Here is a 12,775-nt window from a genome sequence, read left to right on the forward strand (position 1 = left end):
ATGAAACACCTGCTCCGTAGTACCGCACTGTTCGCCGCCCTCGCACTCGCCGGTTGCGTCAGCGTGGGCCCGAACTACAAGACACCCGCCACGCCGACGCCGCAGCTGCAAGGCCTGGACGCGGCGCGCGAAAGCAGCGCGCAATTCCAGGCGCAGTGGTGGAAGCAGTTCGGCGATCCCACGCTCGACGCGCTGATCCAGCGCGCCGCGGCGAACAACCTCGACCTGCGCATCGCGGTGGCGCGCCTCGCCGAATCGCGCGCCCTGCTGGGCGGCGCGAAGTCGCAGTACCTGCCGGACATCCAGGCCGGCGCCAGCTACACCCGCAGCCGCGAACAGACGCCCGGCTTCGGCCCGCAGCGCAACACCGTGACTGCCTACCAGGCCGGCTTCGACGCCAGCTGGGAGATCGACGTGTTCGGCGGCGTGCGGCGTTCCGTCGAGGCGGCGCACGCCGACCTCGGCGCCAGCGAGGCCGCGCTGGCCGACGCGCAGGTGAGCCTGTTCGCCGAAGTGGCGCGCAACTACTTCGACCTGCGCGGCACCCAGCAGCGGCAGGACATCGCCCGCCGCGACATCGCGAACCAGCAGGACACGCTGAAGCTGATCCGCGCCCGCGCCGAGGTGGGCACCGCCTCGGACCAGGACGTGGCCAGCGCCGCGGCACAGCTCAGCGCCACGGAAGCGCAACTGCCCCTGCTCGACATGCAGGCGCACGCCGACGGCTACCGGCTCGCCGTGCTGCTGGGCGAACAGCCCGGTGCGCTGGACGTCGACATCTCGCCGCAGACGTTCAAGCCGATCGACGCCGTGCTGCCGATCGGCGCCGCCGGCGACGTGCTGGCGCGCCGTCCCGACGTGCGCATCGCCGAACGCGAATACGCCGCCGCCAACGCGCGCATCGGCGTGGCCAAGGCGGACTTCTTCCCGCACCTTTCGCTGGGCGGCTTCCTCGGCTTCCTCGCCGGACGCAGCAACGACTTCGGCAGCCCGTCCACACGCGCATGGTCGATCGCGCCCAGCATCACCTGGAACGGCCTCAACGTGCAGCGCGTGCGCAGCGAACTGCACGCCGCCGAGGCGCGCGCCGACGCGGCGCAAGCGAACTACCAGCGCACCGTGCTGGAGGCGATCGAGGACGTCGACAACGCCGTGGTCGGCTACAACCTGCAACACGACCGCGTCGAGAAACTCGTCGCGCAGGCACAGCAGAGCCGACGCGCCGCCGAGCTGGCCAAGGTGCGCTACGAACAGGGTGCCACCGGCTATCTGGAACTGCTCGACGCCGAACGCGTACAGCTCGCCGCGGACGACGCGCTGGCCCAGGCGCAGGCTGCGATCGATACCCGCGCGGTGGCGCTGTACAAGGCGCTGGGCGGCGGCTGGCAGGCCTGCGGCGACGACACGCGCTGCGCGCCGGTCGCCACTCCGGTAGCCGCCGTGCCATGAGCACGGCGCGCAAGCGGGCGGTGCCGGCGCCGCTGTATCGCGTGGCGCTGGTCACCGGCGCGAACCGCGGGCTGGGTTTCGAGGTGGCGCGCCAGCTCGCCACGCGCGGCTACAGCGTGCTGCTGGGCACGCGCGACCTCGCCAGGGGACGACAGGCCGCGCGGCAGATCGGCGGCGACGCGGTCGCCGTGCCGCTCGACGTCACCGATGCCGCGCAGATCGCCGAGCTCGCCGCCTGGATAGCCCGCGAGCACGGCCGTCTCGATGTACTGGTGAACAACGCCGGCGGCCACGCCGACCGCGAGGCACGCACCGAAAGCGCCACGCCCGATGACGTGCGTGCCGCGCTGGAGACGAACCTGCTGGGCGCCTGGCAACTGTGCAGCGCGTTGCTGCCGCTGATGCGCCGTCACCGCTACGGCCGCATCGTCAACGTCACCAGTGGCTGCGCCGCCAACATGGCGCCCGACGCGATCGGCTATCCCGCCTACCGCGTGTCCAAGGCCGCGCTCAACGCCTACACCCGCGCGCTCGCCGCCGAACTCGCCGGCAGCGGCATCCTGGTCAACGCGGTCTGCCCCGGCTGGGTCGCCACCGCGCTGGGCGGCCCCGGCGGCGGCCCGGTGGAGCGCGGCGCCGCCGGCATCGTGGCCGCCGCCTGCCTGCCCGAGCCCGGCATCAACGGTGCGTTGCTGCGCGATGGGCAGCGCATCGCGTGGTGACGCCCGCCTCGGCGACGGTTCTCCTCCCGGTATCCCGAAGGAGCCGGGCTGCGCTCAATCCTTGCCGAGTTCCGTGTGCGCCGAATACAGCGCTCGCCAGCGGCCGTCCGCGTAGACGAACACGTCCGAGGAATACAGCTTGCCCTTGGTCGCGGGCGCGGCGCTGATGAAGCTGAGGATCGCGGTGTCGCCTTGCAGCGTCACCTGCTGGTCCACCGGATGCGCCGCCTGCCACGCGGCCACTTGCTGCTTCATCTTGTCCGAGCCGCGGTTCTTCGCGGCATGCGCCACGATGCCAGCCTTCGTGGCGAACGTGCCGGCCACGCCCACCGAGCGGTAGTCCGGCAGCAGCATGCTGTCCAGCCAGGCGGCATCGCCGCTCTCCTCGGCCTCCAGCCAGTGCTGGTCCACCGCCTTCACGGCGGCGGCGGTGTGCGCGGTTTCGTCCGCGGCGGAAGCGCTGCCCTGCGGCGCGGCCATGGCTGGCGCAGCGATCGCGGCGGCGCCCAGCCACAAGCCGATGCAGGCAAGACGTGCAGGAACACGGCAGAAAGTACGGCAAGGCATGTTGTCGTCCTGTTGATGCGGCGACAGTGCCGCGGGAACAGCCTGCGCGGTGCATGCATCGCGCGCTTCGGTTCCGGGGCGAGCGATGGCATGGCCGTGATGAACGGTCGCCGCGTGCTTGCCGGCGGCGAGCGGCGACCTCCCATCCGGCTGCGCGTGCCGCTGGTCACGGCGAACGCCCCGGCCATCACGCCTCGCGCGACAACCGCCGACGCCTGCGCCAGCTTGCGCCGGCAGATGCGTCCACGCACGGGCGCACCACCGATGCGGAGGGATGGCGATGCGCCTGTCGACAGCGTTCGCGGCATGGATAAGTTTTGTACCCGTCGCGGCCATGTCCGGTCACGTACCGACGGCGGTCGTGCCCGCGCTCTTCGCGCCGGACACCATCCCCGCTGGGGCCGACGATGGCGCGGCCGCGTTCGCGCCGGACGGCGCCACGGTCTACTTCATGCGCGCCACCGGCGACGGCTCGACGCTGATGGAATCGCGCCGCCGCGACGGCCGCTGGTCGGTGCCGACGGTGGCGCCGTTCTCCGGGCGCTGGCACGACCTCGATCCCGCGATGGCGCCGGACGGCTCGTTCCTGCTGTTCGCCTCCAACCGCCCGACCGCGTCGGGCGGCCCGCCGCTCGACGCGGTGCATGCCGGCAAGCGTCACGTCGGGCAGGGCATGAACCTGTGGCGGGTAGACCGGCAGGGCGACCACTGGGGCGCGCCGGTGCGGCTTCCCGATGTCGTCAATCGCTGTTCGCTGATCGCCTCGCCGAGCATCGCCGCCGACGGCAGCCTCTATTTCATCGGTTGCGCCGGGCCGCGCGGCGACTTCGCGCTGCTGCGCGCCCCGTATCACGACGGCCGTTACGCGGCGCCGCGGGCGGTGGCATTGGGCGATGCGGGCGCGACGGTCCGCGATCCGGCGATCGCGCCGGACGGCTCGTTCATCGTGGTCAGCATCAAGCACGCGCCGCAGGCACCGTACCGCCTCGCCATCGCATTCCGCACGGCGGACGGCTGGAGCGCGCCGCAGGACCTCGGCGACGCGGTCAACGGCGGCACGGAAAACATGGGCGCCCAGCTCGGCCCCGACCGCCGCACGCTGTACTTCTACAGCGACCGGCGCGCCGCCGGCGCGCAAGCGGACGCGGCGTGGAACAACGGCCACGACCACATCTGGCAGGTGTCGCTGGCGCCGTGGCTGGACGCGCACCGACGCATCGATCCCTGAGCCCGCGCAGCGTCCGACGGCTTGCCGCGCGCTGCATCCACTCCATCCATGGAAACCACACATGACATCCGCACGCTTGATGCCGACCCTGCCTCTTGCGCTCGCCCTGTGCGCGATCATCCCCGCCAGGCCGGTCCATGCGACCACGGCCTCGCCGAGTGGCGCAGTTGTCGCCGCGAACGTGCCATGGGAGGCGGTCGGTGACGCGGACCCCACGTTCACCCCCGACCGCCACACCGTCGTCTTCGCGCGCGGAGGCGGATCGACGCGACGCCTCTATGTCGCCCATTGGCGCGATGGCGCCTGGTCGACCGCGGAGCGCGCGCCGTTCTCGGGTGCGTGGATGGATTTCGAACCGACGATGGCGCCGGACGGCTCGTACCTGATCTTCATCTCCAACCGGCCCAGCGCGCCCGGCGGCAAGCCGCTGGACGGCTATTGGGGCGGCAAATCGCGCCCCGGCCGTGGCGGCAACCTGTGGCGGGTGAGTCTGAAGAACGGCACCTGGGGCACGCCCGCGCGCCTGCCCGATCTCGTCAACGTCAGTGCCGCCACGTATTCCCCCGCGGTGGCCGCGGATGGCAGCGTCTACTTCACCCATCCCGATCCGCAAACCCGTCACACGCGGCTGTACGTCAGCCGCTGCATCGATGGCCGATTCCGGCCGCCCCAGCCGCTGTCGTTCAGCGACGGCGTGACGGCCGACTACGACCCGGCGGTGGCGCCAGACCAGTCTTTCCTCGTGTTCAGCTCGGAGCGCGCGCCAACGCCACCGGGCAGCAGTGGCCTGTTCGTGGCGTTCGCCACCGCCGGCGGCTGGAGCGCGCCGGTGCCGCTCGACTCGACGGGCATCGAAGCGCGCCTCGCCCCGGATTTGCGCACGCTGTATTTCAGCGGATCGGACAAACACATCCACACCCTGTCGCTGGCCGCCCGGCTGGCGCGACCCGCGGCGGCAAAGCCCTGATGTCCATCGCTGCCATGCCTCACGCACTCCCCAGGAGAACCTTCATGTACCGATGGCCTTGCATGCGCCGCGGACCACGCGCCATCCGCCTAATCACCGCGCCGCTCGCGGCCGGCCTGTTGTTGCTCGCCACGGCCACATCGGCACAGGTCGGCGTCGCGCATGCCAAGGTCACGGACGGGCTCGCGCCGCTGGCCGGGTTCGTCGGGCACTGGCGCTGCGCGGGCCGCTTCGCGAACGGCAAGCCGATCACTTCCCGCGAGTCGTTCGGCATCGAACTCGGCGGCCACTGGCTGCACATGCGGCACGCGGACGATCCGCCGAACCGCTACCTCGCGGATTCGTGGTGGGGCTACGACAAGGCCGCCAGGCATTTCACCGCGACGGTGTTCGACAACTTCGGCGGCGATCGGCGCTACACCTCGCCCGGCTGGGTGGGCGACACGCTGACGCTGGAGAACGTCGCGACGAGCGGCTATCTCGACCGCTTCGTGTTCCAGCGCCACGGCGAGGACGCCTACCGCGTGACCTACACCTACCGGAACCGCAGCGGCGCGTGGCAGCTGGGCGACGAACAGTCATGCACGCGCGACGCGCAGGCACCACAAGCCTAGGCCCGACGCCGGCAATGCCTTCAGGCACTGTCCCGGGCGGCTACCGTCGCGCACACTGGCGCGCCATCGGGTGGTACGTCGGCGAGGTTCCCGTGTCTGACCGCAGCGCAGCGCAGCGACTGAAAACCTGGGGACTGATCTTCGGCTTCTGGACGCTGCTGGCGCTGTCCTATGCGCTCAGCGGGGCGCTGTCCTCGATCAGCGAGGGCGATCCGCCGAACTGGCTGCGCAACCTGGCCTGGAACCTCGGCAATTTCTGGCTGTGGATGGCGCTGGTGCCGCTGCTGGGCTGGCTGGGGCGCCGGACCGCGGGGCGCGGCTGGCGGCGCTTCTGCGCCGTGCACGTACCGGCCTCGCTGGCGGTGGGCCTGGCGCAGATGCTCGTGCACCTGGTGCTGTTCTGGTTCCTGTGCGGCCCCGGGCGCATGCCGGTGCACACGTTGGGCCAGTACCTGCGCATGGAGTTCGCCTACAGCTACCACCTGGCGGTGCTCACCTACTGGATCGTGCTGGCGGCGCTGCGCGGGTTGGATTCGCGCCGCCGGCTGCGCGACGAGCAACTGCGCAGCGCGTTGCTGGAATCGCAGCTGGCACAGGCGCAGCTGCAGGCGCTGCGCATGCAGCTGCAGCCGCACTTCCTGTTCAACACGCTCAACGCGATTTCCGCGCTGGCGCTGGCCGATCCGCTGCAGGCGCGGCTGATGATCGCGCGGCTCAGCGACTTCCTGCGCCTCACGCTGGAGGAACGCCACGCGCCGCAGGTGCCGCTGGCGCGCGAGCTGGAATTCCTGCGCTGCTACCTCGACATCCAGCAGGTGCGTTTCCAGGACCGGCTGAGCACGCGGCTGGACGTGGCCGACGACGCGCTGCGCGCCGCCGTGCCGAACCTGATCCTGCAGCCGCTGGTGGAAAACGCGCTGCGCCACGGCCTGCTGGCCAAGGCCGAACCCGGCAGCCTGCAGGTGCTCGGCCAACGCGACGGCGACGAGCTGGTGCTGCGCGTGGACGACGACGGCCTGGGCCTGCCCGCCGACGGCGCCAACGAAGGCATCGGCCTCACCAACACCCGCGCGCGGCTGGCGATGCTGTTCGGCGGCGACGCCAGTCTGGAACTTCAGCGCCGCGCCGGCGGCGGCACGCGGGTGGAACTGCGCCTGCCGTTCCGCGAGCACGCCGCATGAGCACCGCAACCATCCGCGCCCTGCTGGTGGACGACGAGGTGCTGGCGCGGCTCGCGCTGCGCCAGGCGCTGGCCGCGCATCCCGATGTGGCCGTCGTGGGCGAATGCGGCAACGCCGCCGAGGCCTTGCAGGCGATCGCCGCGCTCACGCCCGACCTGATCTTCCTCGACATCCGCATGCCCGGCATGGACGGCTTCAAGCTGCTGCACCAGCTGAAATCGGACGCACTGCCGATGGTGGTGTTCACCACCGCCTACGGCCAGCACGCGCTGCGCGCGTTCGACGCCGGCGCGCTGGACTACATCCTGAAGCCGATCGACCAGGCGCGCTTCGACCAGGCGCTGGCGCGCGTGCGCCGGCACTGGCAAGGCCTGCAGTCGCCCGCGACGGCGACGACGCCGACCGGCCACCTGCAACGCCTCAGCGTGCGCGTGGGCGAACATATCCAGGTGATCGCGACGGAACGCATCGACTGGATCCGCGCCGACGGCAACTACGTGCAGATCCACGCCGACGGCGCGCACTACCTGCACCGCGAGACGCTGAGCCACCTGCTGGAATCGCTGAACCCCGCGCGCTTCCTGCGCATCCACCGCGGCGTGATCGTCAACGTGGAACGCATCCGCGAAGTGCACCCGCTGTTCAACGGCAACGCCGAGATCGTGCTGCGCGACGGCACGCGGCTGGATTTGAGCCGGCGGTTTCGGGCCGGAGCGCGGGTGGTGCTGGGGTTGCCTTGACGGGCGAGGTGCCGATTCATCGGGGGTGAAGGCATGAAGAGTCGCTTGACGGACAGACTATGTGTCCGGTGCACGCCCTCGACCAGCACGCGCCCAAGGTTGTGATCGGTCTTTGCAATGGAGCGTGTGAAACGAGTTGCCAAAAATGTCCTCGTATTCCAGCACCAGTATCCAAAGGCCACGGCCAGCGTTGGCGAGGTCTGTATTGTTAAACCCGTCATGGTAGTAGGCGAGGATCTCCAACCTCTCCTTGGAATCGCCGTATTCGCCGCCACCGGCAATGGGGGCCAACTCGCGAGTGGGACCGAATCCAGTTCTTCCATCGCTGCGCAAGTGAAGTCGAACATTGAGAGCAGGACCCATGCCGATATTACGGATGACGCACTTAATGACTACCAGGCCGGATTTCGAATCGTTGGCGAGAACCCGGATAGTGCCGTCTCGATTGACGGTGTCCGCTATATCCGTTTGCGCAAGCACCAGCAGTGGACGAAAAGAATCTTCGTGATGTTGCTTGTCTTGCGCACGCGTCGCTGCGAAATGGTCGTTCGTGTCTTTCCGTTGACCTTGACCTTCCTTGATCGCCTTGCGTGTCAGGTAAGCCATCACTGCGGTGAAGATGGCAGCCGCCGCTGTGCTGATGGCGGTAATCCCTTCCCAGCGTCCGAAGGAATGGAACAAATTACAAATCGTCACCCAGATGTCGTGCCCCATAAGCCCACCGATTCCCTATCGCGAAAGTATACGGGCGCTTCTGGGTCGCGTGGTGCGCTGGCCCCCAACAATCTCCTTGGCAAGCCCAAAACTCAGGTCAGTATGCAGGTTCGAGCGACTGCTTCTGGCCGATAGAAGACATTCATCACACACAAAATACTCAACCTGCACAAAGGCCGCTACCTCGTGCAACCGCGCAGCGGTTGCACACCGAGTGCGGGTCAGGATGGCCCGCTGCTCTACCCCGGGCCCCTGTGCGGCGGTGAGGCGGCGCCGACAGGCCGCGCAGCGGGAACCGACAGGAAGTCGGTTCCTTTTCGACAGTACACGGACGTGCTGTCGGAAAGCCCGGCCCCGACTCACGAACCTGCCGCCCATGGATGGGCGGCAAGCGCCAAGCGGGGCGGCCTTCTCTTTTGGTTACTTTTCTCTGACTCCGCGCATCCTGCCCTCCGCCCTTCGGGCCAGCTACGCTGTTCGCCTGCGCTCCAAGCGCAGGCGTGGCCACGCAAGAGAAAAGTAACTCGGCTGCCGCAGGCAGACGAAAGCCTTTGCTTGGTACGACACGCAGGACTCGATGGATCTGTAATTCCTCGCCCTGCCCGAACCCTCATCCGGCCCTTCGGGCCACCTTCCTCGCTCCCCAAAACGGCACCATCCATGGCGCCTCTCCGCGTCTCCCGGAGGGAGAAGGGAAAAACGCACGGCGCGCCAAGGCGCCTCGATTCCCCGATGCGATCAAACCGTTCGCCCCTCACGAACAACCGCTGGTCACGCGTCCTCACCCCGCTCGTCACAAACCCGCGGCGGCACGCCGACACCACTGCGCAGACTCCTCGGTATCGTCATCATGCCGAGGCACCCGCATGCTCCATCGCCTGTTCGCCTTGCTGGCCGGTGCGCTCGCCCTGGTCGGCGCGTTCGCCGCCGTCGGCCTCCGCGCCGCTGAAGCGACCCCTCCGCAGCCGGAGATCTTCGAGCCCGGCGCGATCTCCGGCCCCGCGAGCGTGGATTGCCTGACCTTCGCGCCGGACGGCGCTACCGTGTACTTCGACCAGCAGGCGGGCGCGAGCGGCTTCATCATGGAGGCGCATCGCGTGGGCGGCGGCTGGTCCGCGCCGCGGATCGCTCCGTTCTCCGGGCAGTGGCTGGACCACGATCCGGCGATGGCGCCGGACGGCTCCTATCTGGTATTCACCTCGAATCGCCCCGACGTTGCCGGCGGCGCGCCGCTGCACGGCGGCCATCTGTGGCGGGTGGACCGTCGCGGCGACGGCTGGGGCGCGCCGGTGCGCCTGCCCGATACAGTGAACGTGGGCACCGCGGTCTACGCGCCCGGCGTGGCCGCGAACGGCGACCTGTATTTCCAGCGTCGCGACGAAGCCGGCCACGCATTCCACCTCTACCGCAGCGCCTGGCGCGACGGCCGCTACCAGCCACCGCAGCGGCTCGCGCTGGGCCATGCGACCGAGGAACAAGACCCCGCGATCGCACCGGACGGTTCCTTCCTCGTGTTCGACGCGAACTACGCCGGCAAGGACCAGCCCGATCATCTCTACCTCGCCTTCCGCGACGGCGACGGCTGGCGCGCGCCGGTCGATCTCGGCGACGCGGTGGATCGCTACCAGCCGTGGGGTTCGCACCTGGGCCCGGACGGCCGCACCGTGTACTTCACCAGCAACCGCACCGTGCCGGTGCACTACCCGCGCTCGCCCGCGCAGGCGCGTGCCGACCTGGCGCGGATGCGCGCGTGGGACAACGGCAACAATCACATCTGGCGCCTGTCGCTGGCACCCTGGCTGGCGGCGCATCACGCCGCCTGAGCTCGTCCATCCGGAGTCCCCATGTCCCCACGCTCTCTCCTTCTTGCCGCCGGCATCGCCGCCGCACTGGCCGCACCCGTCGCCGCGCGCGCGCAAGCGCGCGGCGAACTGGTCGGCCCCGGCACGATCTCCACCGGCCTGCAGGAAACCTCGGCCGCCGTGACACCGGGCGGCGACACGCTGTACTTCATGCGCTCCGACTTCGCCGAGCGCGACGACACCATCATGGTGTCGCATCGCGTCGGCGGACATTGGGGCGCACCACAGGTGGCCGCGTTCTCCGGCGAGTGGCACGACTCCGAACCCACGTTGTCGCCGGACGGACGGCGGCTGTACTTCGTCTCCAACCGTCCCGTGCAGCCGGGCGGTGCGCCGGTGACGGCGGAGATGGGCGGCCATCGCTTCACCGGCACCAACCTCTGGTACGTGCAGCGCGAGGCAAACGGCCGCTGGGGCACGCCGGTGCATGTGGACGGTGCGCTCAATGACGGCGCGATGATCTACAACCCGTCCGTCGCGGCGAACGGCGACATCTACTTCTCCGCGCACCGGCCGGACTCCGGTGCCGCCTACCAGATCTACGTGGCGCGCCGCACGACAAACGGCTACGCGAAACCGCAGCGGATCGAACTCGGTGAACTCTCGCGCAACCGCATGGACCCGGCCATTGATCCGCAGCAGCGCTTCCTCGTCTATGCCGGCAACGAGGGCGATTCGCTGGGCAGCGCCGACCTCTACATCGCGTTCCGCCAGCCGGACGGCCGCTGGGGCAAGCCGCTGCACCTGCCGGGCGACGTCAACAGCCCGTCGCTGGAGAACGCGCCTTCGCTGGGCCCGCATTTCGGCGAGCTGTACGTCTCCAGCAACCGTCGCGACGTGGTGTCTTTCCCCAAGCCGCGCGACAGCGCCGCCACGCTGGAGCAACGGCTGCAGCAGCCGTTGAACGGCTCGCGCAACCTCTGGCGCTTCGACATCGCCGACGTGCTGCGTGCGCACGGCATCTCGCCGTGAGCCGATCCATGATCCTCGCCCGCCATCTCCCTGTCCTGCTGCTCGCGCTGGCATTGCCCGACCTCGCCGGCGCCGCGGTCCCGCCCGGCACGGCCGCGGCACTGACGCCGGCGTTCCATGCCGGCGCCAGTTTCGGCAACGTGTTCTCGCGCGCCATCGCGATCCGCGCGCCCGGTTTCGACGAACGGGTGCACCGGGTCAGCGGCACCGCGACCTACCGCGTGACCGACGCCGCATCCACGCCGCCGCGGCTGCACATCGATTACCGCTACGACGGCCGGCCCGCGGGCAGCGGCACAGTGGCGCTGCCCGACGGCGGCGCCAGCAACTGCTACGACGGCAAGTGCGCGCCGAACACCGACGCCAGTGGCCTGGCCTACAACCCGCGCCTGTGGGGCCCGGCGCCGACCACGCTGCACGTGGGCCAGCACTGGACCGTGGACATCGCCGCGCCGTGGGAGTTGGGTCCGGCCGGGCGGCAGACGGTGACCGTGCGTGCGTTCGACCCCGCCACCCATACCGTGACGCTGGAGCGCGAAGGCACGGGCGACGGCGCCTGGCTGGACGACAAGCCGACGCTCACGCTGACCCGCAACGGCCAGGCCTGCGTGCTGACGCGGCAAGCCGGCCGCACGCACTGGCGCGGCTGGGCCACGTTCCGCGACGGCATCGTGCTCAGCGACGAACTGGTCAGCACGCGGCCGGCGACGCTGACGTCCGCCCAGTGCGGCCGCGTCGAGGCCATGGAGCGCCAATACATCCTGCTCAACGCGATGCCGGTGGAGGACGCAGCATGAAGCCCACGACCACGATGCGCTGCCTGCTCGCCGCCGGCCTGCTGCTCGCGACCGCCGGAGCGCTCGCCGCCGACACCACCACCGCCACGCCGCAACCCGTCACGCTGGGCGGCATCCTGCATCCCGACAGCGACGACACGCTGGCCTTCACGCCCGACGGCAACACGGTGTTCTTCGACCGCAGCGCGGGCAAGCGCAAGACCATCATGGTGTCGCACAAGGTCGACGGCCGCTGGTCGCCGCCCGCGGTCGCCGGATTTTCCGGGCACTGGTTCGACCAGGATCCGGTGATGGCGCCCGACGGCAGCTACCTCTTGTTCGATTCGGATCGTCCGCCGACGCCGGGCGGCCAGCCGCTGACGCAGGACTATTTCACCGGCGGTGCCGGGCCGGGCTCGAACCTCTGGCGCGTGGATCGCCACGGCGACGGCTGGGGCCGACCGGTGTGGCTGGGGCCGGTCGTCAACAGCGATGCCTTCGTCGATTTCGGCAGCATCGTCGCGGACGGCTCGCTGTATTTCATCCGCTTCGACCGCGCGGCGAAGGTGATGCACACGTGGCACGCGGCGTATCGGGACGGCCATTACCTGCCGCCGGTGCGCGCGGGGCTGGGCGATCCGGCGGTGTCCACCCACGATCCCGCGGTGGCGCCGGATCAGTCCTTCATCGTGTTCGACTACGGCAAGACCAAGGGCGGCCTCGGCCGCTTGTGCATCGCGTTCCGCGAGGGCGACCACTGGAGCAGGCCGATCGATCTCGGCGCGGTCGCGAACAAGGACATCCCGTGGGGTTCGCACATCGCGCCGGACGGCCACAGCGTCTACTTCACCGGGCAATCCGGCATCTGGCAGCTCGACCTGCAGCCGTGGCTGCGGCAGCACGCGGCGATGGCGACGTCGCGATAACTGGAGGAACGGCCGCCGGACCTGGCGGCGTGGGAAATCGCCACGTGTTGACATAAT

13 protein-coding genes are annotated in these 12,775 nt (G+C 69.9%); 11 read left to right on the forward strand and 2 right to left on the reverse strand.

The window, feature by feature from the left end:
- Both B0E52_RS13555 and B0E52_RS13560 read left to right on the forward strand, forming a co-directional pair.
- Window positions 1-1,449 carry an efflux transporter outer membrane subunit gene (locus B0E52_RS13555; RefSeq protein WP_077484620.1) on the forward strand — a complete coding sequence of 483 codons (1,449 nt, stop codon included), beginning with the start codon at window positions 1-3 and terminating at the stop codon, window positions 1,447-1,449.
- Window positions 1,446-2,171, forward strand: a complete 726-nt coding sequence (locus B0E52_RS13560) for an SDR family NAD(P)-dependent oxidoreductase (protein WP_077484621.1) — start codon at window positions 1,446-1,448, stop codon at window positions 2,169-2,171. The genes B0E52_RS13555 and B0E52_RS13560 overlap by 4 nt, the downstream gene beginning before the upstream one ends.
- A 54-nt stretch (window positions 2,172-2,225) precedes the next feature.
- Here the strand turns inward: B0E52_RS13560 and B0E52_RS13565 are convergent, their stop codons facing one another.
- Window positions 2,226-2,738 carry a nuclear transport factor 2 family protein gene (locus tag B0E52_RS13565; protein WP_077484623.1) on the reverse strand — a complete coding sequence of 171 codons (513 nt, stop codon included), beginning with the start codon at window positions 2,736-2,738 and terminating at the stop codon, window positions 2,226-2,228.
- A 361-nt stretch (window positions 2,739-3,099) separates the two neighbouring features.
- Between B0E52_RS13565 and B0E52_RS13570 the strand changes: the two genes are divergently transcribed.
- The 5 genes from B0E52_RS13570 to B0E52_RS13590 all read left to right on the forward strand — a co-directional run bounded on the left by B0E52_RS13570 (window position 3,100) and on the right by B0E52_RS13590 (window position 7,468).
- A complete protein-coding gene (locus B0E52_RS13570; RefSeq protein WP_168174197.1) occupies window positions 3,100-3,966 on the forward strand; it encodes a PD40 domain-containing protein in 867 nt (288 codons plus the stop codon).
- 61 nt (window positions 3,967-4,027) lie between these two features.
- Window positions 4,028-4,933 carry a PD40 domain-containing protein gene (locus B0E52_RS13575; RefSeq protein WP_077484627.1) on the forward strand — a complete coding sequence of 302 codons (906 nt, stop codon included), beginning with the start codon at window positions 4,028-4,030 and terminating at the stop codon, window positions 4,931-4,933.
- A 62-nt stretch (window positions 4,934-4,995) separates the two neighbouring features.
- Window positions 4,996-5,547, forward strand: coding sequence for a DUF1579 family protein (locus B0E52_RS13580; RefSeq protein WP_077484629.1), 552 nt, complete (start codon window positions 4,996-4,998; stop codon window positions 5,545-5,547).
- 92 nt (window positions 5,548-5,639) lie between these two features.
- Entirely contained in the window at window positions 5,640-6,728 is a 1,089-nt protein-coding gene (locus B0E52_RS13585; protein WP_254426804.1) for a histidine kinase, read from the forward strand.
- Window positions 6,725-7,468: a response regulator gene (locus tag B0E52_RS13590; protein WP_077484633.1), complete on the forward strand. Its 744-nt coding sequence runs from the start codon at window positions 6,725-6,727 to the stop codon at window positions 7,466-7,468. Before B0E52_RS13585 ends, B0E52_RS13590 begins: the two co-directional genes overlap by 4 nt.
- A 57-nt stretch (window positions 7,469-7,525) precedes the next feature.
- Here the strand turns inward: B0E52_RS13590 and B0E52_RS18420 are convergent, their stop codons facing one another.
- Window positions 7,526-8,182, reverse strand: coding sequence for a hypothetical protein (locus B0E52_RS18420; RefSeq protein ID WP_139351692.1), 657 nt, complete (start codon window positions 8,180-8,182; stop codon window positions 7,526-7,528).
- An 866-nt stretch (window positions 8,183-9,048) separates the two neighbouring features.
- Here B0E52_RS18420 and B0E52_RS13595 point away from each other — a divergent pair.
- From B0E52_RS13595 to B0E52_RS13610, 4 genes are read left to right on the forward strand one after another with little or no spacing between them, the layout of a single operon-like run.
- Entirely contained in the window at window positions 9,049-10,005 is a 957-nt protein-coding gene (locus B0E52_RS13595; RefSeq protein WP_077484635.1) for a PD40 domain-containing protein, read from the forward strand.
- Between the two features lie 21 nt (window positions 10,006-10,026).
- Window positions 10,027-11,016 carry a PD40 domain-containing protein gene (locus tag B0E52_RS13600; protein ID WP_077484637.1) on the forward strand — a complete coding sequence of 330 codons (990 nt, stop codon included), beginning with the start codon at window positions 10,027-10,029 and terminating at the stop codon, window positions 11,014-11,016.
- A complete protein-coding gene (locus B0E52_RS13605; protein WP_139351693.1) occupies window positions 11,013-11,813 on the forward strand; it encodes a hypothetical protein in 801 nt (266 codons plus the stop codon). The genes B0E52_RS13600 and B0E52_RS13605 overlap by 4 nt, the downstream gene beginning before the upstream one ends.
- Window positions 11,810-12,718, forward strand: a complete 909-nt coding sequence (locus tag B0E52_RS13610) for a hypothetical protein (RefSeq protein WP_077484641.1) — start codon at window positions 11,810-11,812, stop codon at window positions 12,716-12,718. Before B0E52_RS13605 ends, B0E52_RS13610 begins: the two co-directional genes overlap by 4 nt.
- The last annotated feature ends 57 nt before the right edge of the window (window positions 12,719-12,775 follow it).

Source organism: Rhodanobacter sp. C06, assembly GCF_002001105.1.
Taxonomy (GTDB): Bacteria; Pseudomonadota; Gammaproteobacteria; order Xanthomonadales; family Rhodanobacteraceae; genus Rhodanobacter_A.

Coding starts and splice junctions, on each gene's coding strand:
- B0E52_RS13555 (WP_077484620.1), top strand. CDS start 1: ATGAAACACCTGCTCCGTAGTACCGCACTGTTCGCCGCCCTCGCACTC.
- B0E52_RS13560 (WP_077484621.1), top strand. CDS start 1,446: ATGAGCACGGCGCGCAAGCGGGCGGTGCCGGCGCCGCTGTATCGCGTG.
- B0E52_RS13565 (WP_077484623.1), bottom strand. CDS start 2,738: ATGCCTTGCCGTACTTTCTGCCGTGTTCCTGCACGTCTTGCCTGCATC.
- B0E52_RS13575 (WP_077484627.1), top strand. CDS start 4,028: ATGACATCCGCACGCTTGATGCCGACCCTGCCTCTTGCGCTCGCCCTG.
- B0E52_RS13580 (WP_077484629.1), top strand. CDS start 4,996: ATGCGCCGCGGACCACGCGCCATCCGCCTAATCACCGCGCCGCTCGCG.
- B0E52_RS13590 (WP_077484633.1), top strand. CDS start 6,725: ATGAGCACCGCAACCATCCGCGCCCTGCTGGTGGACGACGAGGTGCTG.
- B0E52_RS18420 (WP_139351692.1), bottom strand. CDS start 8,182: ATGGGGCACGACATCTGGGTGACGATTTGTAATTTGTTCCATTCCTTC.
- B0E52_RS13595 (WP_077484635.1), top strand. CDS start 9,049: ATGCTCCATCGCCTGTTCGCCTTGCTGGCCGGTGCGCTCGCCCTGGTC.
- B0E52_RS13600 (WP_077484637.1), top strand. CDS start 10,027: ATGTCCCCACGCTCTCTCCTTCTTGCCGCCGGCATCGCCGCCGCACTG.
- B0E52_RS13610 (WP_077484641.1), top strand. CDS start 11,810: ATGAAGCCCACGACCACGATGCGCTGCCTGCTCGCCGCCGGCCTGCTG.